Genomic DNA, 20,754 nt, shown 5'->3' with positions numbered 1-20,754 from the left:
GAAAGTCGCAATCATCGCCGTCGCCAGAAAGCTTCTCACCGTCCTCAACGCCATGCAGAGAGACAAAAAGGCCTTCGCATGAACACAGTTGCCATGCCTCTGCGGTGTTCACATCGGTTCACCTTCGCGGCCATGTCGTGACGCTCATCCTCGAACGAACAGTCGCGTCAACGGGTGCGGCATGGGTTCCCGCGCCCTTTGGGCGCGAGGATGACGAAGCGTTGGAGGATTTGCGTTGCTCTGGACGTTCATGGAGCCGCGACGAGGCCACATCCGGGACCGCCGCGCGGCGCGCCTATTCGTCCGGGCGCTGCTTCGGCTCGGCTCGGTCGAGCGGGTAGCCGGCTTCCGCCCAGCCATCGGTTCCATCCGGGTACCAGTGGATGGCCGTATAACCGTCTTTTATGGCGCGTTTGGCGGCGTTCCAGCTCATCCAGCAATCGCGCTGGCAGTAGAGGACGATCGGCTTCGTCTTGTCGCTGCCGGTCACTTCGGCAAGGCCGTCAAAGAGATAGCGTTCCATGACCGGCGCGAGCTCGCCATAGCCGGTATCGACGAGCCAGACCGAGCCGGGAATGTCGTCGCGCGGTTTGGGGCGCCAGACCGTGCCCTCGGGGAGACCCTTCGGCTTCGGCGCCCGGGGCAGAACGTCGACGAAGGGGACACCCTCGTCATGAAGGCGTTTGGCCTCTGCCGTGTCGATGACCGTTCCGCCTTGAAGCGTGGCGGGAACCGGCGCCCGGTATTCGTCCATCCGATAGCCGTCGGGCTCGGCGACGGTTGTCGCTGCTCCCCCTGCCGCTCCGGCCGCATGGGCCGGCGACAGGCTCGCGCCAGCGCCGGCAATGACCCCTGCGAGAAGCAGAAGGGCCGATGCAGTGATGGCGAGAGCCGATTTTGGGGTAGGGCGCTTCATTGCGTCTTCGTTTTGCCTGTCGAGTCGCTACCCGTCTTCGCGGCGGTATCGGTCGCCTGTTCGCTGTCGTTCCCGCTTCCAGTGCCGGCCGCCGCATCCTTGGACGGTTGGATCAGCTGATCGTCTTCGGTCAAAAGCGGCACGCCGTAGGACAAGAGAATGTCGTTGATGGCGTCCTGGTTGTCACGAATGGCGACGTTCAGGGTCCGCTTCCACTGCTGATCGGCGGGCCTGACGCCCATGGTGATGCGGAAGGTAGTCGCAGGACCGGCGCCCTCATGGATCAGCGGAATGACCTTATAGTCCTTGTTAGACTGCTTGGCATACCAGCCTGCCATCGGGCCCCAGAGGGTCGCGGCATCGATATTGCCCTTGTCGAGATCGTCGATCATCGCCTTGGCCGAATTGTCGATCCGCGTGTCCACCATCAGCTGATAGGGCTTGGCTTTGCCGATGAGACCGGCGCGAGCGAGATAGGTCGCCGGGGGTGTGCCCGCGACGACGCCGACTCGCTTGCCCTGGAGCGCTGGGTCCGACAACTTCTCCACATTGGCGAGATCGCCATCGGCCGGGACGACGAGCGCATAAGCCGTGCGGTAATAGGCGTTGGTGTTCTGGACGAGTTCGTCACCCTGCGGATAGCTCATGATCACGTCGCAGAGCTGCGAGCCGAGGGTCATGCGCACGAAGCCGGTCGCCTGGGGAAAATAGGTGTAGGAGACGGAGGAGCGCCCGAGCTTGCCGGCCAGAAGCTCGGCCACCTTCTGCTCGAAACCGGCCTCGGCCTCGTTGGAGAAGGGCATGTTGTTCGGGTCGGCACAGACCCGGAACACCTCCGGATCGACCAATTCGATTTCGCCGCCGAATTCACGATCCTGTGCGGATGCCGGGCCCGAAACGAGGAAGGGGACCGCAAGCGCCAAAGCGCCTGCAATCCCCGATGCGATGATGGAGCGAATGCTCATATTAGAATCCCAGGCAGTTGTATTCTTCCTGCTGCGCAGCCTTCGTCGTGTCGTTATTCTTCGGACGCTTCGGCTCGCCGCGGCCGACCACGCCGTCAGCACGGGCGCGCAGATAGATATAGATCGGGTCTAGCGAGCACATCACATTGGGGTCCTCACCCCAGGCCGGCATGACCGAATTGCCCGACGTGTTCCACTTGTTCTGCTGACCGGACACGATAATGCCGGCGAAATCGAAATAGTTGAGGGTCTGCAGGGACTCGGTCAGATTCGGCGCGAAGGACGAGCCGAGACCATCGGGACCGTGGCACTGCATGCAGTTCGCCATGTACTTCTTGTAGCCGCGCCAGGTATACCAATCGGCGGTGCCGTCGGCCGAAATCTGGTAGGTCGGGTTGCCAGCCGAATCGGTCGCCTTGCCGAGATCGTCGACGCTCGCGACTTCGTTGCCCTCGCTGACCGTATCCTTGGACGGATGGGCGTCGGGCTTCATGACGTCACCGCCAGCCGCTGCCGTCTCGGACTGTGCCGGTTCGCTGGCCTGAGAATCGGCCGCAGCCGTCGCGTCGCCGTTCTGGCCGCTTGATGCCGGCTCGCTCTGTGCGGGGGGAGGGGCGGCTTTGGTCTCTTGCTGAGCTGTCTTTTCCGAGGACTGGGCCTGCGCGACTTCGGTCGTGTCCGTCTGGCCGCCTTGGGCGCTCTGTCCCGCCGGGATGATTGTCGTGCCCGCAGCCAGGACGAGGCCGGAGGTCGAGAGGAGGAGGGCGCCGGCAATGGCGATGGATTTGCTGTTCATCGGTTTCCTCAGTGACGCGAGCTGGGCTGCGATCTGTCTTCTTGGTTATTCTTAGAGCGGGATGTGAAAGGCAGTTCTGATGTCGTTGCTAGCATCGCGCTCGAAACAAGCAGATAGGACTATCTGGCAAGCGTCGCCTATCTTAGTCGGATTCTAGTCGTAGGGCTATCGATCGATAGTGCCAGATGCTTGGGAATTTCTCCCTTCAACGCGCGGTCGGTTAAGAAGCTGCGCGTTTGATCTCACGCTGTCGTGGTCGGCGAGGTTCTCTAACTTAAGCACCGGTCTTACGCAGGCACCGCCTCTGGAGTCGCCTTGGAGCGATGATGCTGATCAGAGCCGTCTGTCATTCCAAAGGTGGCCGCGACAAGCTGCAGCCTAGGCCTATAGATGTGGAAAGCGGCCGGCCGAGCTGAGCTCGGCCGGCCGCGCTTTAAGGCTTAGTTGCTGGAAGCCGTCTGCTCCGGAACGGTGAAGACCGTCAGCTGGCCACCGAGAGCGGTGTATTTCGACAGCGAGGCGTAACCGCCGACCGCGCCGAGACCGGCATTCGGGTCGGTGAGGCCAGCCGCGAGGCCGATGCCGGCCCAGCCGCCGATGCCCGACAGGACGCCGACATACTGCTTGCCGCTATTCTCGTAGGTCATCACGTTGCCGATGATGCCCGACGGGGTCTTGAACTTGTAGAGCTCATCGCCCGTCTTGGCGTCGACAGCCTTCAGATAGCCTTCGAGCGTGCCGTAGAAGACGATGTCGCCAGCGGTCGCCAGAGCGCCCGACCACACCGAGAACTGCTCGGGCAGCGACCAGACGATCTCACCCTTGCCGGCGTCCCAGGCAATGAAGTTGCCCATGCCGCCATGGCTGTTCGGAGCCGGATACATCGATAGGGTCGCGCCGACATAAGGCTGACCGGCCGTGTAGGCGACGCGGAACGGCTCGTAGTCCATGCAGACGTGGTTGGTCGGCACGTAGAACAGCTTGGTCTCCGGCGAATAGGCCGCCGGCTGCTGGTCCTTGGTGCCGAGCGCCGCCGGGCAGATGCCCGTCGTGTTGACGTCTTCGCCGTTCTGCTCGGTCGAGTATTCGGACACGACCTGCGGGCGGCCGTACTGATCCGAATTCGGGTCCATCACGACTTCGGTCGCCCAGTTGACGGCCGGATCGTACTTCTTGGCGACGAGCAGCTCGCCGGTCTCGCGGTCGAGCGTATAGGCGAAGCCGTTACGATCGAAGTGGACGAGGGCCTTGCGGTCCTTTCCGTCGACCGGGATGTCGGCGAGAATCATCTCGTTGACGCCGTCGAAGTCCCACTCGTCATGCGGGGTCATCTGATAGACCCACTTCGCCTCGCCGCTGTCGGCATCGCGTGCGAAGATGGTCATCGACCACTTGTTGTCGCCCGGCCGCTGGGACGGGTTCCAGGTCGAGGGGTTGCCGGAGCCGTAATAGATGAGGTTCAGCTCGGGATCGTAGGAGAACCAGCCCCAGGTCGTGCCGCCGCCGATCTGCCACTGATCGCCTTCCCAGGTCTTCAGCGAGGAATCCTTGCCGACCGGCTTGCCGAGCTCGGTGGTCTTCTCCGGATTCATCAGCATTTCGTCGTCGGGACCGGTCGAATAGGCGCGCCAGGCCTGCGAACCGTCGCTCAGATTATAGGCCGTCACCGAGCCGCGCACGCCGAACTCGCCGCCGGAAATGCCGATCAGAACCTTGTCCTTGAAGACCATCGGAGCGGCCGTGCCGGTCTCGCCCTTGGAGGGATCGCCGTTCTGGACCTTCCAAACTTCTTCGCCGGTCGAAGCGTCGAGCGCGACGACATTGGTGTCGGCCTGATGCAGGATGACGAGATCCTTGCCGTCGACGCCGGGCGCATAGGCGACACCACGGTTGACCGTGTCGCAGCACATCACCGGAATGACGCTCGGGTCCTGCTTCGGCTCATATTTCCACTTGATCGTGCCCTCGTCATTCAGATCGAGCGCATAGACGATGTTGGGGAAGGGGGTGTGGACGAACATCGTGTCGCCGACAACGAGCGGATTGCCCTCATGGCCGCGCAGCACGCCGGTGGAGAAGGTCCAAGCGGGGACCATCTGGCCGACATTGTCCTTGTTGATCATGTCGAGATCGGACCAACGCTGGTTCGCGTAGTTGCCCGTCGGCATGACCCATTGCGCCGGATTCTTGGCGGCTTCCTGCAGATCACCATTCGCATTCGCGACGCCGCCGACTGCAATCAGCAGGCTGGTCGCGAGGGCGGCCTTGGTAAGCGTTTTGATCATCGAGTGTCCTCCCAAAGGAACCGAAGAAGTGAAAGCATTCGAACCGAGAGTTCGCCCCATCGATAGGTGTCGCTTGGGGGCCTGATCAAGGACCGCTTGCATTCTACTTTTTGATTGGGACGGTTTCCGGCAGCGTGTCACGACCGCCAATAGGGGTCTTGGTGGGCACCGTTGAACATTCGCCCTACCGAGGCCTTCGAAAGTCGCTGTGCTCCCAACACTTGTGCGACCTTTGAAGCCGGAAACCATGGTCGTGATGCTAGAGGCGGTTTTCCAAGGACGCAAGCGAAAAGCGGAATTTTTCCTAGCTGCAGTGCAGCAAAACGCGATTGCAATGCGAAAGAGTGCGGTCTGAATCAGTTTTGTTCGCGTGCGTTGCTTTCTTCGCTTCATACTTTGTTGAGGAACTTGTCGAATTTTCGTCCATTTCCTCGCCCATTTATGGCCGCCTATTTTGAGATATGCCACCCAATACCCGATGCAAGTCTGAAGCGAATACTTGAAGGCACGCGGTTTTAGCGGAGAAAATTACGCGTGAAGCCGGCTGGATTCGCCGATGTGAAAGCGATTTCGGCTGGCGCGGGGCGATAAAGACTTTTCGTTCGGTTCCATTTCGTGAAAAAGCACCTTTTGTCGCAATGTTCGACGTTGGGACCTCATGACGGTAACGGTTCGATCAAAAGAATAGGAGTTTATCTGTCTTTCCGTTTGTAAGTGTCGGAACCTGCGAGGCCTACGACAGAATTCGGGAGAAAAGAGTCATGATCAACGCGTGGACGGCCGTCGTTCTAGCCTTTGTACTTTGGTACGATGCGGCAATCGCGCTGGCGGCGGACAGGGTTGCAAGCTTCTACAGCGAGGTCGTACCTGGCGTTTTCGTCCATGAGGGTGAGGTCGCCGAGACAAGCGCCGCCAATCGCGGAGACATCGCCAACATCGGCTTCGTGGTGGGCGATGATGCTGTGGCGGTGATCGATACGGGAGGCAGTGTCACGGAGGCGCAGGAGGCGCTCGCCGCAATCCGCGCGATCACCGACAAGCCGATCGCCTATGCGATCAATACCCACATGCATCCGGACCATCTCTTTGGAAATCAGGTGTTCAAAGCGGCGGGCGCGAGGATCATTGGGCATGAAAGGCTGGCGCCGGCTCTTGCGGCGCGGGCGGAGAGCTATAGGGCCTCGATGCGCGAGCAATTGGGTCCAGAACTCGCCGACGCGGTTACGATCACGCCGCCGGACGAGGGTGTGTCCGCCGAGCGAACCCTGGATCTTGGCAATCGCCCCCTCGTCCTGAAGGCCTGGGACACGGCGCATACGGACAACGATCTGACCGTCTTCGACGAAAGAACGAGAACGCTGTTTGCCGGCGATCTCGTTTTCATGAAGCATCTGCCAGTGCTCGACGGCAGCCTTCTCGGCTGGTTGCGCCAGACGCCGATGCTCGAAGCGATTCCGGCCGAGCGCGTCGTGCCTGGTCATGGGCCCGCCACGGCGCCCTGGCCGGATGCGATCGAGCCGCAAACCGCTTATCTCGAGGCGCTTGCCCGGGATGTGCGCGTCGCGATCGCCTCCGGCCAGAGGCTGAGCGAGACGGCAGAGACTGCAGCCAAGGCCGAAGCCGAGGCCTTCGAGCTCTCGGAGGATTACCGTCGGCGTAACGCGACGGCCGCCTATGCCGAGTTGGAATGGGAATGAGACGCGGGCCTGCTCGGCTGTGAGCGCTCCGAATGACGTGAACGCGGAAAGGCTTGTCGTGCCGGCCCGGCGCGCTCACAATCGGACCTCAGCTTCAGGTCGATGGGGTGGGCAACCGTCCGGCCAAGACTGGCGTTGGCGGAAGAACCGCCGCACGAGCGTGGTCGCAGCCATGACGACGGTCGCCTGCCACGCAAAGGCGATGCGGCCGGACAATCTTTGGGAGGATTGCCATGAAGACGTTACCCTCCGGTATGGGCCGGAATTTGGCGGCGCGGTGGGGGAGGCCCTCGCAGGTCGCCCTGGTCGCCGCAGCACTCAGCTTCGGCGTCACCAGCGTGAGCCTTGCGGCCAGCGAGCCGAGCCCGGAGGAAGCGGCGGCCGCCGCCGATTCGGCGTGGACCGATCTCAAATTCGATCTCTTCGGCGATCGGAAGCTCGTCGAGGGCACGGATGTGGTCTCGCTCGAGGCGCCCAAGCGCGCCGCCGATCCGGCCATCGTACCGATGACCATCCGCCTCGATCCGGAAAAAGACATTCGCAAGGTGACGCTCGTCATCGACGAGAATCCGTCTCCGGTCGCAGGCACCTTCACCCTTGCGAAAGGGGCGGGCGTGACGGAGCTTTCCACCCGCGTCCGCGTCAATGCTTACACGGACGTTCATGTGGTGGCGGAGGCCGCGGACGGCACGCTCTATGTGACCAAGCAATTCGTGAAGGCGGCTGGCGGTTGCGCTGCTCCTGCGGCGAAGGATCCGGAAGTGGCGGCGCGGGAGATGGGGCGCATGAAGCTCCGCGACTTCGGCGAGGTCGAGGGAGCGGCCGACCGCCGAGAGGCCCAGCTTCAGATCCGCCACCCCAACAATTCAGGGCTCCAGAAGGATCAGGTGACGCTTCTTTATATTCCCGCCCATTTCATCACCGATCTTGACGTGGAGCGGGGCGGTCAGCCGGTCTTCTCAATGACCGGCGGCATCTCGATCTCGGAAGACCCGAACTTTCGCTTCACCTATGAGGGGGACAGCGCCGAGCCCTTCCATGTGAAGGCGGTCGATACGGAAGGCAAAGTCTTCGAGGAGACTTTCCCGGTCACGGCATCCTGACCATTTCGGCGTTCTTAGAGCAGACAAAGCCCCAAGCGCTTCAGATCGTCTGAAGCGCTTGGATGTTGGCGACAGCATAAGGCGCACTGCTCGATGGTGCGGGCAGTGGCGTATGCGTGCCCTTGCGCCTTCGTGTTACGCCGAAAGGCGGCCGGGTTCCTCGGCAAGCCCGTTGTCGGAGCCGCTCAGCGCGCCGATCAGCTCGGCCTTCACGCTCTCGGCTTGCTCGTTCGGAACCTGGCAGGTGCCTGCCGCTTCATGTCCGCCTCCGCCATAGCCAAGGCAGAGTTCGCCCACATTGACGCTCGAGGAGCGATCGAGGATCGACTTGCCGATGGCAAAGACCGTGTTCTGCTGCTTCAGGCCCCACAGGACGTGCATCGAGATGTTGCAGCTTGGGTGCAGCGCATAGATCATGAAGCGGTTGCCGGCAAAGATGGTCTCTTCCTGGCGCAGATCGAGCACGACGAGCGGGCCGTGAACCTCGCTGCAATTCAGGAGCTGGGCCTTGAATCGCTCGTCATGGGCGAAATAGAGATCGACGCGTTCCCTGACATCGGGAAGGGCCAGGACCTCCTCCGCGCTGAAGCTGCGGCAGTGGTCGATCAGCTGCATCATCAGCTGATAGTTCGAAATCCGGAAGTCTCGGAAGCGGCCGAGGCCGGTGCGCGAATCCATCAGGAAGTTGAGCAGCGTCCAGCCGGTCGGATTGACGATTTCCATGCGGGTGAAATCCGCCGAATCGGCCTTGTCGACCGCCGTCATGAGATCGGCGCGGATATTCGGAAAGCGCTCCGCGCCCCCGTAATAATCATAGACCACGCGTGCGGCAGAGGCGGCCTTTGGATCGATGACGCGCCTGTCGCGATCGCCGGTTAGGCGAAGCATCTCGCTGGAGTGATGATCGAAGGCGAGGTGGCACCCCTCGACATAAGGCAGGTTGGTCGTGATGTCCCGATCGGTGATCTCGATCTTGCCGTCCTGCATGTCCTTGGGATGGACGAAGGTGATCTCGTCGATGAGGTCGAGCTCCTTGAGAAGCATGCCGCAGACGAGGCCGTCGAAATCGCTTCGCGTGACGAGGCGGTAGCGGTTGGGGGCCATGGATCAGTCTCTTCCAAGGTTCGAATTGGTCGCGACACTACAAGCCTGAAGTTAAGCTCGGGTTGTCGCACATTCCCTTTTTCGCACCATCCTGTTGGAAAATGAACCGACTTAAGGCCGTCGAGCCTCGAAAACGATCTGCCTCGGCGTTTAAGACTTCGCGCTCAATGGGATACGGAGTGGGAGATAAGATTGATGACGAGGACACCGGCAAGGATCAACGCGATGCCAATCAAACCGGGAAGGTCGATCGACGTGCGAAACCAGACGAGATCGATCAGGGCCAGAAGCACGATGCCGGTGCCGGACCAGATGGCGTAGACGATGCCGACCGGCATGGTCTTGAGCGGCAGAGAGAGAAAATAGAAGGCGAAGCCATAGGCGATGATCGTCACGATGGACGGCGCCAGGCGGGTGAATCCCTCGGTCGTCTTGAGCGCGGTCGTCCCGACGATTTCACAGGCGATCGCGATGAGAAGATAGACATAGGTCATGGCGCGCCAGCCTTTCCAGCCGAGACAAAGGACGGTGGAGGCCTGCATGGGGCGGTCGAAAAAGGCAAGGGCAATCCGAGCGCATCGCCGCGCCTGCTCCTCGTTCCGACGCCCCTGGTTTGACGCGCAAGAGGAACAGCTTAGAACCTGACCAGAGACGCGGTTCGATCAGGTCGCAAGGACAGAAGCCGCAGGACGAAGGGGTGCATAGCCAATATGAGCGAAATGGACGAGCTTCCGGAACGCGAATCGATGGAATGCGACGTGGTCATCGTCGGGGCTGGCCCTGCGGGATTGGCCGCCGCGATCCGTCTGAAGCAGATCGATCCCGAGCTCTCCGTCATCGTCCTGGAGAAGGGCGCCGAAGTCGGCGCCCATATCCTGTCTGGCAATGTGCTCGATCCGTCCGCCCTCGACCGCCTTCTGCCCGAATGGCGGGAGGAGGAGACGCCCATCCGCCAAAAGGTCACCGAGGATCGCTTCTTCTTCTATGGGCCGCAGGGCGCGGTGCGCCTGCCCCACGCCTTGATGCCGCCTTTGATGAGCAATGACGGGAATTTCGTCGTCTCCCTCGGCCTCGTCTGCCGCTGGATGGCGGAGAAGGCCGAGGCGCTCGGCGTCGAGATCTATCCCGGTTTTGCGGCGAGCGAACTTCTGCGCAACGAGGATAATGTCGTCATTGGCGTCGCGACCGGCGACATGGGCGTGACGCGCGAGGGCACGCCGGGCACCCAATATCAGCGCGGCATGGCGCTCTACGGCAAATATGTTCTCTTAGGGGAGGGCGTTCGCGGCTCGCTCGCCAAGCAGGCGATCGCGATCTACGGGCTCGACAAAGGGCGCGAGCCTCAAAAATTCGGCCTCGGCATCAAGGAATTGTGGGAGATCGCGCCGGAGAAGTCCCGGCCCGGGCGGGTCGAACATGCCTTTGGCTGGCCCCTCAAGAACGACACAGGCGGCGGCTCCTTCCTCTATCACCTGGAAAACAACCAGGTCTTTGTCGGCTTCGTCACACATCTCAACTACAAGAACCCCTATCTCTCGCCTTTCCAGGAATTCCAGCGCTTCAAGACCCATCCGGACGTCGCCGAGCTCCTCGAAGGCGGCAAGCGCATCGCCTATGGCGCAAGAGCGATCACCGAAGGGGGCTGGCAATCGGTTCCTCGGCTCGACTTTCCGGGCGGGGCGCTTCTCGGCTGCGCGGCCGGCTTCGTGAATGTCCCGCGCATCAAGGGCGCCCACAATGCGATGGCCTCCGGCATGCTGGCGGCCGAGGCTGCGGCCGAGGCGCTCAAGGCCGGCCGGGCGAACGATCGGTTGACGGCCTATGAGAAGGCCTGGCGCGGCTCGTCCATCGGCCGTGATCTCGAACCGGTGCGCAACGTCAAACCGCTCTGGTCGCACTACGGAACGCTTCTCGGCATCGCGCTCGGCGGTCTCGATATGTGGACGAACCAGCTCTTCAAAGTTTCGCTCTTCGGCACCAAGTCCCACGGCAAACCGGATTATGCATGCCTGGAGCCGGCCGAGAGATTCGCCCCGATCGACTATCCCAAGCCCGATGGCGTCCTCACCTTCGACAAGGCCTCCTCGGTCTATCTGTCGAACACCAATCATGAAGAGGATCAGCCGGTCCATCTGAAGGTGAAGGATGCGGGGCTGCAGCACAGCTCGGAATGGGCGGTCTATGGCGGCCCGTCCCAGCGCTATTGTCCGGCCGGTGTCTATGAATGGGTAGTCGAGGACGGCAAGGAGACCTTCGTCATCAACGGTCAGAACTGCGTCCACTGCAAGACTTGCGACATCAAGGACCCAAATCAGAACATCGAATGGGTCCCGCCTCAGGGCGGCGAGGGGCCGGTCTATCAGGAGATGTGATGAGAGCGGACATCTGAAAGCATCGCTTGCGAATGTCCGCTGACAGCCAGAGCGGCGTCTGAGCACCTCGCCGGACGTGGGTCGAGCCGATGGGCCCGCAAGGGCACAGCCGCCCGGAATTCGCCCGCGCTCGGCGCCGCCTCGTTTGACAAGCGCGCCGAAAGCTGGATTGCCCTCCTCTCGAAAGTCAGACGCCTTCGCGAAGAGGAACGCTTTCCATGAAGATCGCCATGATCGGCTGCGGCTATGTGGGGCTCGTCACCGGAGCCTGTTTTGCAAGCTTCGGCTTTTCCGTCGCATCCGTCGACACGGACGAGAGCAAGATCGCCTCACTGAAGGCGGGCGGCGTGCCGATCTACGAGCCCGGGCTCGGCGAGCTTCTGGAGAGGGGCACGAAGCTCGGCCTCGTTTCCTTCACCACCGATCTTGCCGAGGCGGTGCGGGCGGCCGACGTGATCTTCGTCGCAGTCGGAACGCCGTCGCGGCGCGGTGACGGCCATGCCGACCTCGCTTACGTCTTTGCTGCGGCCGAGGAGATCGGGCGCACGATGGCAGCCGAGCCCGAGGGCGGCTATAAGGTCGTAGTGGTCAAGTCGACGGTACCGGTGGGCACCGGCGACGAGGTGGAGCGCATTCTCGCCCGCCACGTTCCGGCGGAGCGCTATTCCGTCGCCTCCAATCCCGAATTCCTGCGTGAAGGCGCTGCGATCGAGGACTTTAAGCGGCCGGACCGGGTCGTGGTCGGCGTCAATGACGAGCGCGCCAAGGAGGTAATGGCCCGAGTCTATCGCCCGCTCTCGCTCAATCAGGCGCCCGTCTTCTACACAGACCGGCGGACGGCGGAGTTGACCAAATACGCCGCCAACGCCTTTCTCGCCACCAAGATCACCTTCATCAACGAGATCGCCGATCTGTGCGAGGCGACAGGGGCGAATGTCCAGGACGTGGCCCGCGGCATTGGTCTCGACCGGCGTATCGGGCCGAAATTCCTTAATGCCGGGCCGGGCTATGGCGGATCCTGTTTTCCGAAGGACACTCAGGCGCTGATCAAGACGGCGCAGGATTTCGGCGCGCCCATCCGCATCGTCGAGACGGTGGCCAGCGTCAACGATCAGCGCAAGCGTGCCATGGCCAAGAAGGTGGTCAAGGCGCTGGGCGGCGAGATTCGCGGCGCGACAATCGCCGTGCTCGGTCTGACCTTCAAGCCCAATACGGACGACATGCGCGACGCGCCCTCGCTGGCCATTGTCCAGGCGCTGAAGGACATGGGCGCTGAGGTGCGAGCCTATGATCCGGAAGGGATGGAGAATGCGCGCCGGATGATGGAAGGGGTCGACTTCGTGACCGACCCTTACGATTGCGCGAAGGACGCCGACGCAGCTGTCATCGTTACCGAATGGGACGTCTTGCGCGCGCTCGACCTCAATCTTCTGAAATCCTCTTTGAAGAACCCGGTCCTGATCGATCTACGCAATGTCTATGAGCCGGGCGAAATGGCCGCGCGTGGGTATCGCTACGTGCCCATCGGGCGTCCGTCGGTCGAGGCGTGAGGCAAGCGGCGCGATGTCGAGCGATACGATTCTCGTCACCGGCGCGGCGGGCTTTATTGGCTTTCATCTGACGCGCCGGCTCTTGGCGGACGGCTTTCGGGTCGTCGGTCTCGACAATCTCGAGCCCTATTACGATGTCGGTTTGAAGAAGATGCGGCTTGACGCCCTATGCGCAGAGGCCAATTTCGCGTTCCACGATCTCGATCTGTGCCATCACGGGGCGGTTCTCGCCCTCTCCGAGGCGACCCGCCCCGCTTTCGTCGTTCATCTCGCCGCTCAGGCCGGGGTGCGCTATTCGATCGAGGCGCCCCACGCCTATCAGCGCGCCAATATCGATGGCTTTCTGTCGGTCCTGGAGGCCTGCCGGCACCACCCGCCACGCCATGTCCTCTACGCCTCGTCGAGCTCGGTCTACGGCGCCAATCGCAAGGTGCCCTTCGCGGAGACCGATCCGGTCGATCTGCCGGTCTCCTTCTATGCCGCCACCAAGCGGTCCAACGAGATGATGGCGCGGTCCTACGCCCACCTCTATCGTCTGCCTCTGTCTGGCCTCCGCTTCTTCACCGTCTATGGCACCCATGGGCGGCCGGACATGGCCTATTGGAGTTTCACCGAGGCGATCCTAAAGGGCGAGCCGGTCACTCTCTTCAACGAGGGGCGGATGCGCCGCGACTTCACCCATGTGAGTGAAGTGGTCTCCGGAATTGCTGGGCTTCTTGCTCATCCGCCGGGGGAGGGGCGCGTGCTGGCCGACGAAGGCGGCGCTCCGCACCGGCTCTACAATCTCGGCAACAATGATCCGGTGGAGCTGTCGCGCTTCGTCGCCGCCATCGAAAGGGCTGCCGGGCGTCCGGCCGAAATTCGCTATCAGCCCATGCCCGCCGGCGATGTGATCGAGACCTATGCCGATATTTCGCGGCTGGCGAACCTGACAGGGTTCCGGCCAGCGATCTCGATCGAGGACGGTATGGCCGAATTCGTGGCCTGGTATCGAGCCTATCGCAGTTTAAATTGACGCGGCTGAAGGCAACTGTCGTGCGCGGAACTGCGTGACGACCTCCATTGCGCGCGTTGCCTGACTGGCCTCAGGCAGCCCGGCCATAGGCTTCGTTGTGACCCGTTTGCCCCGCATAGCCGCTCGTGCGGAAGCGTTGCATGGAAGCGTCGAGTTCTTCTGTCTCGATTTCCAGCGAACGGCAGGCGGTCGTCGTCTCCTCGACCATCGCCGCGCTTTCCTGGGTCGCTTGATCCATCTGATCGGCCGCGCTGGAAATATCGCGCAGGGAGGCTGCCTGTTCCCGGGCATCGTCCGCGATAAGGCCGATTACCTCGACCATTTGGCCGACCTCCGAGACGATCTGGTCCAGGGCCTTGCCCGAAGCGCTGACGCGTTCGACGCCGACGCCGACCTGCTGGCGAGATTTCGCGATGAGATCGCTGATCTCCTTGGCAGCAGTCGCCGAGCGCTGGGAAAGCTCGCGCACCTCATGGGCGACGACCGCGAAGCCCTGACCGGCTGCGCCGGCCCGAGCCGCCTCGACGCCGGCATTCAGCGCCAGGAGATTGGTCTGGAAAGCGATATCGTTAATCAGGCCAACGATCTGTTCGATCGCGCTCGATGAGGTCTCGATCGCGTTCATCGCGGTGATCGCCTCGGCGACGACCTCGCCGCCCTGTCGCGCCGTGTCGAGCGCGCCATCGGCCGATTGCCGGGCCCGGCGCGCGCCCTCGGCGGTCCGGCCCGAGGCTTCGGTGACCTCCGACAGCGTCGCGACAGTTTCGGCGAGATTGGCGGCTTGACGCTCGGTGCGTTTGGCGAGATCAAGCGAGGCGGAGGAGATTTCGGCAAGGCCGGTTCGGATCGCGCCGGCCGACTGGACAGCCGCACCGATCGTCGTTTCGAGACTGGCGATCGACTCGTTGAAGCGATCCCGGATCGGCTGATATTTCTCGTCGACCTCGCCGACGCGTGCCGAAAGATCGCCACTCGCCAGGGCATCGAGGCCGGCGGAGATCGCGGCGAAGGCATTTGCGAGCGCGCGTGCTTCGGCCATCTGCTCGCTCTCGTGGCGAGCGCGTGTTTCCTCGGCTTCCCGGCGCTGGCGCTCCGCTTCGGCTTCGGCCGCGAGCTTGGCTCGGCCCGTCTCCTGGAAGACAGTGAGCGATCGCGCCATGCCGCCGATCTCGTCGCGGCGCCGGACAAAGGCGGTCTCGACGCTCGTATCCCCATTGGCAAGGCGCAGCATCGCCTGGGTAATCTCGATAATGGGGCGGGCGATCGTGCGAATTAAGATGACGGCGATGGTCACGGTCAGAAGGAGACAGACGAACCCGGCGCCCCACATGAGCCATCCGCTCTGGCGGCTTTGGGCCTGGGCCTGATCGGTCGTGGCGCTCGCCACCTCGACGACGCTGCGCGAAACCGCCTGCGAGGCCTGAATGACGGCCGTAGTGCGCTCGTCGAAATGACCCGTTGCGGCAACGAGAGACGAAAAGCTGTCCTTGAGGGAGTCGACCCCTGAGCCCAGCCCGTCCGCGCCGTTCTTGGCGAGGATTTTGGCAAAGTTCGCTGCTTTGTCGAGCCCAGCCGTGACCGCCTCGGCGGTCTCGTCCGTTTGCGTGATGGCATAGCGCTCGGCGCCAAGGACGGCGTCGCGGATCAGATCGGCAAAGTTGCGGGCGAGCCCCGAAAACACACGCGCTCTGGAGCGCTCGTTATCCTTGTCCTTCTTCAAGGCGAGTTCGGCTTCGGCCATGGTTCCAAGCCGAGTGATCAGCTCCATACTGGCGTCGGCGGTACGCTCGGCAATCGCAACGCTCCTAGGCGTTGCTTGGGAAGACCTCTCAAATTGGCTTTCGAGAGCCTGAAAAGACTGGGCCACCGTTGAAATCACCGATTGGAGATCGGGCGCCCCACCGAGATCGACGATACCCTTCAGCGGCTCGCGCGCTTGGTTCATCAGAGTATTGATTCGTGCTGTCGCATCGACTCCGCCGGACGCCTGCGCTTCCAGCGAGGCAAGCTGAATTTCTTGAACGAGCGTGGCGAGGCGCCCGGCATTCAGTGTGAGCTGGCGCAGTGTGTCGAGGCTGAGGATGGCGTCGGTCGCCTCGCGCTCGGCGGTCTTGGTGATCGCAGCGCCTTTCTGTTCCGCTGCCACCGCCTGGTCGAGAAGCGCGTCGGCCTTGGCTGTGAATGCAGCCTTGGCGTTCTCCAGCGTGTCATTGGCGCTTGCGAGGGCTTTCACCGCCTCCGACATGGCCGTGAGGCGGCCTTCCAACGCCTGGCGAGCGTCCGGCTGGAGCTCAAGTCCCTCGACCATGCCATAGGCATTTTCGAGCGTCATGCTTGCCGCCTCGATCCGTTCAGGATCCTTCTGCAGGAGATATTCCGAGATCGAGCCACCGGCTTCGTTGACCGCGATCAGGACCTCCGAGGCGCTTTCGGTCTGGAACATCGCGCCGCTCAGGGTCGTGATGCCTCTTAGGCCGACGCCCGCAATTGTGAGGAGAAGGATGGTCAGTGCCGCCATGGCGGCGCCGGCTTTCGCTCCAATGGAGTTCAGGCGAAATGGCCATTTCAGCTTCGGATGCGAGGCGCTCATGAGTCCCTGCCTGGTTCTTGGGATGAGTCGTGGAAACATAGAAGCGCAAAAGGTCTTAACGCTGGCATAATTTCGGACCAATTGGTTGGATTGGACGACTATGCCGATTGCCTCGAGCTGCTCCAACATCACAATCTGCACGCCTCGAAACTTGGCCGTGGATGTGTGGCTAGCTCCCTTTTCAGCTATTACGGGAGAGAGGGAGGCTATCGGCAGAAGGTTTTCTTGCGCTCGCGGGCATCGAGATGGAAATGGTGCCGATGGTCCCAATTGTAGCCGGGGCCGAGCACCGTGCCGAACCAGCGACAGGCCGATTTGCGGACCTGTTGCTGGAAGGCGTTCTCGCGCGGCGAGAAGATGCCTTTCTTTTCCACGTCCACCAGATCGCCATTGGCGAGCTTGAAGCCGGCGACATCGAGAGCGTTGCCGGTCGCATGCTGAGACAGGCCACCGGTGCCCGCGACGCGTGAACAGCGATAGGATGACGAGTTGATGAGATGGGTGACCTGGGAGCCGAGATGACTGCGGGCGGCCGGCTTCACCTCCATGTCGACCCAGCGGGAGATGCGGAAGGCGGCGTCGCAATTGAGCGTCGCGGCGGGCCGGATCGCAACGCCTTGCGCGATCTGGGTCACCTTGATCGGCAAGGCGATGCCACAGGACTTGCTGGTCTGGATCGGCGGCAGATCGACGAATTCCACACCGAGCTGCCTCAGGCCGGCCCGGCACAGTGCTTCACGCTCCGACATGTTGCGCCAGCCACTCGGCGTGCGCTCCGGTGTCGCCTTTCGGCGGATCGGCTCTTCGAGAGCCGGTGCGGGCACGGGGCCGAGCGAGGCGATCTCGGAGCGCGGCGCCTGGCGGCGGGGCGACGGCTGCGGTTTGGGGAGATCGGCTTCGGTCAGGGCGCCCGGCGTCACTGCCTTGAGACGGGACCAAGGATCGAGGACAGGTTCATCTGGGATGTATGTGCCGCCGAACAGCGTATCGGCATCGGCGGCCGTCGGGGGCTCGGGCGGTAGCACGTCGGCCTCGCCGGGATCGGCGAAGATCTCGGCTTCCGTTGCTGGTTGCGGCGCCGCAGTCGCGATTGGGCCGCGGGCCGGAGCCGGCGTCGGCACGAGATCGGACTGAAGCTGGCGAATGGGGTCCGGCTGCGGCGCGATCATGCGCGCGGGAGGCGGCGCATAAGCGGACTCGGCCGGCGGATTGCGTGGATCACCGGTAGCGGGCGCGCTAATGCCGAACATGTCGACGGCCGATGCGCTCGGGCGATAGGTCTCGCCCGGTTGTGGCATGCGACCGCCCCAGACGAGGGTGCCGCCGGAGGTCGATCCGGTGGTTTGGGCTGAAACGGGCGCGACGAGGTTCGCCGCCACTCCACTCGTGACGACGAACCCGACCATCCACCCAACGCGAATACGCCTGACCATGCGCTGGCCTTCTATTTCCCTCCGCGGCAACTCGAGCGGAACGGAAACAGGCTTAAGCCAACGCGGTTAGCGAAAGGTAAAACGGCGTCATGAAATTGGTTCGCGTGTGAAAACTCTGGGCGCGATCAGATCCAGATCGGGCATCCGTTCTCGAAGGCCAGCACGCGATCCTGGGGGATGCCGATGGTGGCGGCCTCGTCTTCGGCCAGGCCGCAAACGGCATTCAAGACGGCCCGGGCGATACCGCCATGGGCGACGAGGATGGTCTTCGGCTCGGTGTCGTCGATGACCGGCCGGATGCGGCACACGAGGTCGGCATAGGATTCGCCGGTCTCACCCGGTGTGCGGAAATTCCATTTGTCGGCCTTGCGAGCCCGGTGGCCGTCCGGATCGCGAAGCTTGATCTCCTTGAGCGTCGAGCCTTCCCAATCGCCGAACGACAACTCTTTCAGCCGCGCATCGATGGCGAAATCATCGGGTGCAAGACCGATCTCTCGACGCAGAATCTGCATCGTCTCGACGGCGCGTCCGAGCGGGGAGGCGACGAAACGATAGGCGCCGACATCGTCGCCCAGACGCTCTCGCAGCATCGCGCCGTTGCGCTTGGCCTGTTCACGGCCTCGATCGTTCAGGGGAATGTCGCGCTGGCCCTGGAGGCGTGCCTCGGCATTGTAGTCCGTCTCGCCATGTCGGCAGAGATAGACGTCGCGAAGCCGCTTTGCTGCTGCGGTCAGCTCGGCGAAGGAGTTCGTGCCGTCCCTCATTGATCCTTGACGACCGAGATGTCCGGCGCGTCCACGGCCTTCATGCCGACCGTGTGGTAGCCGCAATCGACATGATGGACTTCGCCGGTGACGCCCTTCGACATGTCGGACATCAGATAGAGCGCCGACTGACCGACTTCGTCGATGGTGATCGTCCGCTTCAGCGGCGCGTTATACTCGTTCCACTTCAGGATGTAGCGGAAGTCGCCGATGCCGGAGGCGGCGAGCGTCTTGATCGGGCCGGCTGAGATCGCATTGACGCGGATCGCCTTGTTGCCGAGATCGACGGCGAGATAGCGCACGGAGGCTTCGAGCGCGGCCTTGGCGACACCCATCACGTTGTAGTGGGGCATGACCTTCTCGGCGCCGTAATAGGTGAGCGTCAGCATCGAGCCGCCATCGGTCATCAGCTTCTCGGCGCGGGCCGCGACCGAGGTGAAGGAATAGACCGAGATGTCCATCGTCTTCAGGAAGTTGTCGCGGCTCGTATCCACGTAACGGCCGGTCAGCTCGTCTTTGTTGGAATAGGCGACGGCATGGACGAAGAAATCGATCTTGCCCCATTTGGCCTTGAGATCGTCGAAGACGGCGTCGATGGTGGCCTCGTCACCCACATCGCAATGACCGGCCACATAGGCGCCCAGCTCTTCGGCGAGCGGTGCGACGCGCTTCTTCAAGGCTTCGCCCTGATAGGTGAGGGCGAGTTCGGCGCCTTCGTCGGCCAGCGCCTTGGCGATACCCCAAGCGATCGATCGGTTGTTGGCGACGCCCATGACGAGGCCGCGCTTCCCCTTCATCAGACCGCTCGTCCCTGCCATTGTCGCCACTCCCTCGGTGCCACTCGTCGTTCTCGCGCGGAGCCTCGGCTTTTGAGAAATCCCGCTTGGTGCGGGATGCCAAAACGCCACGCTCTAAGCGGGCGGGTATGGCACAGGCTTGTCGGGCCTTCAAGAAAGCCCGGGCGCCTTTCGCTCAAGGCGTGGCGGGAGAGACGCAACCGGCTGGATTTGCGAGCCAAATCCAGCCGGATAGACGTCCATTAAGAGAGATCGATTCGATCGCCTCGCGTCAGCGGCTCGCTCGATGGCTATTCCGCCGCCGTCCGGCTCGCGACTTCCCGCTCCAGCACGTCGCGCAAAGGATCGCCGTCCTCCGGCAGAGCGATTCGCACGGTGACCAGAAGATCGTTCCGCGTGCCGATCTTGGTGGTCAAGCCCTTGCCCTTCAGACGGAAGGTTCGACCGGAATCGGTCCAGGCGGGAATGGTCAGATTGACCCGGCCTTCGAGCGTGTCGACGGGAACCTTACCGCCGGCGATCGCGACACGCAGGGGCACGTTGAGATCGAGCCGCAGATCGCGGCCATCCACCTTGAAGCGGTCATGGGGCAGGATCTGGATGCGGACCAGAGCATCGCCCGCCTGACCGGCAGGGCCTGGCGCCGGCTGACCCTGGCCGCGCAGGCGAATGGTCTGGCCGTCCTCGACGCCCTCGGGAAGCTTGATGGCAAGGCGCTTGCCGCTGGAAAACTGAACCTCGATCTTCTCGTCCGAGACGATGTCTTCCAGATTGACCGAGAGAGTCGCCTCGATATCGGCGCCCTTGCGCGAGGCTTCTCGGGCGGCCGAGAAGCCGCCAGCCGCGCCGGCACCCGCGCCAGGCGTCGCGCCCGGTCGCTTGCCGGCCGTCTTGAAGGCCTGGTTGAAGATGTCGGAGAAGATCGAATCGGCGTCGAACTGGGCCGAGCGCCCGGCCGATCGAAAGTCGAAGCCGCTCGCACCCGCGCCCTGCTGGCCACCGCCGCCAAAGGGGCCGGAGCCGCCGCCGAACCCTCCGAAGCCCTGGAATTTCGGCTTGCCATCCCCATCGATCTCACCGCGATCGAACTGGGCGCGCTTTTCCTTGTCGCCGAGGATCTCATAGGCCTGATTGGCTTCGTTGAAGCGCGCCGCGGCCTTCGGATCGTTGGCGTTCGCGTCGGGATGATAGGCCTTGGCGAGCTTGCGGAAGGCGGATTTGATCTCCTTTTCGCTCGCCGATTTGGGAACACCGAGAACGGCGTAGGGATCGCGCATTGCGCTCCTCTTTCCTGAAGTCTCTTCGCATCGCGGACGGACATGGGTCTTCGGGCCGGCTGGAATCCGGTCGGCCAACGTCGCGCAATG

16 protein-coding genes are annotated in these 20,754 nt (G+C 62.8%); 5 read left to right on the top strand and 11 right to left on the bottom strand.

Translation table 11 applies throughout. The annotated features are described in order from the left end of the window. Positions 1–295: 295 nt before the first annotated feature. The 4 genes from B9A15_RS16135 to B9A15_RS16120 all read right to left on the bottom strand — a co-directional run bounded on the left by B9A15_RS16135 (position 296) and on the right by B9A15_RS16120 (position 4,962). Positions 296–916 (bottom strand): PQQ-dependent catabolism-associated CXXCW motif protein, encoded by a 621-nt coding sequence (locus B9A15_RS16135; protein ID WP_084411543.1) that lies wholly within the window; start codon positions 914–916, stop codon positions 296–298. Continuing rightward, positions 913–1,881, bottom strand: coding sequence for a substrate-binding domain-containing protein (locus B9A15_RS16130; RefSeq protein WP_084411542.1), 969 nt, complete (start codon positions 1,879–1,881; stop codon positions 913–915). Before B9A15_RS16130 ends, B9A15_RS16135 begins: the two co-directional genes overlap by 4 nt. Before the next feature lies 1 nt (position 1,882). Next, positions 1,883–2,677, bottom strand: a complete 795-nt coding sequence (locus tag B9A15_RS23460) for a c-type cytochrome (RefSeq protein WP_244556991.1) — start codon at positions 2,675–2,677, stop codon at positions 1,883–1,885. A gap of 440 nt (positions 2,678–3,117) precedes the next feature. Further along, positions 3,118–4,962 carry a methanol/ethanol family PQQ-dependent dehydrogenase gene (locus B9A15_RS16120; RefSeq protein ID WP_084411541.1) on the bottom strand — a complete coding sequence of 615 codons (1,845 nt, stop codon included), beginning with the start codon at positions 4,960–4,962 and terminating at the stop codon, positions 3,118–3,120. 761 nt (positions 4,963–5,723) lie between these two features. On the opposite strand from B9A15_RS16120, the gene B9A15_RS16115 reads away from it, so the two are divergent. Both B9A15_RS16115 and B9A15_RS16110 read left to right on the top strand, forming a co-directional pair. Beyond that, positions 5,724–6,659, top strand: a complete 936-nt coding sequence (locus B9A15_RS16115; protein ID WP_084411540.1) for a quinoprotein relay system zinc metallohydrolase 2 — start codon at positions 5,724–5,726, stop codon at positions 6,657–6,659. A 233-nt stretch (positions 6,660–6,892) separates the two neighbouring features. Continuing rightward, positions 6,893–7,762: a quinoprotein dehydrogenase-associated SoxYZ-like carrier gene (locus B9A15_RS16110; protein ID WP_244556990.1), complete on the top strand. Its 870-nt coding sequence runs from the start codon at positions 6,893–6,895 to the stop codon at positions 7,760–7,762. Positions 7,763–7,897: 135 nt separating this feature from the next. On the opposite strand, the gene B9A15_RS16105 is transcribed toward B9A15_RS16110, so the two are convergent. Next, a complete protein-coding gene (locus B9A15_RS16105) occupies positions 7,898–8,866 on the bottom strand; it encodes an exopolyphosphatase (protein WP_084411538.1) in 969 nt (322 codons plus the stop codon). Between the two features lie 164 nt (positions 8,867–9,030). Next, positions 9,031–9,408, bottom strand: coding sequence for a DMT family transporter (locus tag B9A15_RS16100; RefSeq protein ID WP_425292965.1), 378 nt, complete (start codon positions 9,406–9,408; stop codon positions 9,031–9,033). A 168-nt stretch (positions 9,409–9,576) separates the two neighbouring features. On the opposite strand from B9A15_RS16100, the gene B9A15_RS16095 reads away from it, so the two are divergent. The 3 genes from B9A15_RS16095 to B9A15_RS16085 all read left to right on the top strand — a co-directional run bounded on the left by B9A15_RS16095 (position 9,577) and on the right by B9A15_RS16085 (position 13,803). Then, positions 9,577–11,238 (top strand): electron transfer flavoprotein-ubiquinone oxidoreductase, encoded by a 1,662-nt coding sequence (locus tag B9A15_RS16095; protein WP_084411537.1) that lies wholly within the window; start codon positions 9,577–9,579, stop codon positions 11,236–11,238. 218 nt (positions 11,239–11,456) lie between these two features. Continuing rightward, positions 11,457–12,788: a UDP-glucose dehydrogenase family protein gene (locus B9A15_RS16090; RefSeq protein ID WP_084411536.1), complete on the top strand. Its 1,332-nt coding sequence runs from the start codon at positions 11,457–11,459 to the stop codon at positions 12,786–12,788. Between the two features lie 13 nt (positions 12,789–12,801). Further along, the gene (locus B9A15_RS16085) at positions 12,802–13,803 is read left to right on the top strand and encodes an NAD-dependent epimerase/dehydratase family protein (protein ID WP_084411535.1); all 1,002 of its coding nucleotides are present in this window, start codon (positions 12,802–12,804) and stop codon (positions 13,801–13,803) included. A gap of 70 nt (positions 13,804–13,873) precedes the next feature. Here B9A15_RS16085 and B9A15_RS16080 read toward each other — a convergent pair whose 3' ends face one another. The 5 genes from B9A15_RS16080 to B9A15_RS16060 form a co-directional block, all read right to left on the bottom strand. Further along, positions 13,874–16,321 (bottom strand): methyl-accepting chemotaxis protein, encoded by a 2,448-nt coding sequence (locus tag B9A15_RS16080; RefSeq protein ID WP_170923333.1) that lies wholly within the window; start codon positions 16,319–16,321, stop codon positions 13,874–13,876. A 278-nt stretch (positions 16,322–16,599) separates the two neighbouring features. Continuing rightward, a complete protein-coding gene (locus B9A15_RS16075; RefSeq protein ID WP_244556989.1) occupies positions 16,600–17,826 on the bottom strand; it encodes an extensin-like domain-containing protein in 1,227 nt (408 codons plus the stop codon). Positions 17,827–17,951: 125 nt separating this feature from the next. Beyond that, the gene (locus tag B9A15_RS16070; protein WP_084411532.1) at positions 17,952–18,590 is read right to left on the bottom strand and encodes a histidine phosphatase family protein; all 639 of its coding nucleotides are present in this window, start codon (positions 18,588–18,590) and stop codon (positions 17,952–17,954) included. Continuing rightward, a complete protein-coding gene (gene fabI / locus B9A15_RS16065; protein ID WP_084411531.1) occupies positions 18,587–19,408 on the bottom strand; it encodes an enoyl-ACP reductase FabI in 822 nt (273 codons plus the stop codon). The genes B9A15_RS16070 and fabI overlap by 4 nt, the downstream gene beginning before the upstream one ends. A 269-nt stretch (positions 19,409–19,677) precedes the next feature. Further along, entirely contained in the window at positions 19,678–20,664 is a 987-nt protein-coding gene (locus B9A15_RS16060) for a DnaJ C-terminal domain-containing protein (protein WP_084411530.1), read from the bottom strand. Positions 20,665–20,754: the final 90 nt, after the last annotated feature.

Source organism: Fulvimarina manganoxydans, assembly GCF_900176465.1.
Taxonomy (GTDB): domain Bacteria; phylum Pseudomonadota; class Alphaproteobacteria; order Rhizobiales; family Rhizobiaceae; genus Fulvimarina; species Fulvimarina manganoxydans.
The sequence above is the reverse complement of the archived record's forward strand: the minus strand, read 5'-3'. Positions and strand labels throughout refer to the sequence as shown.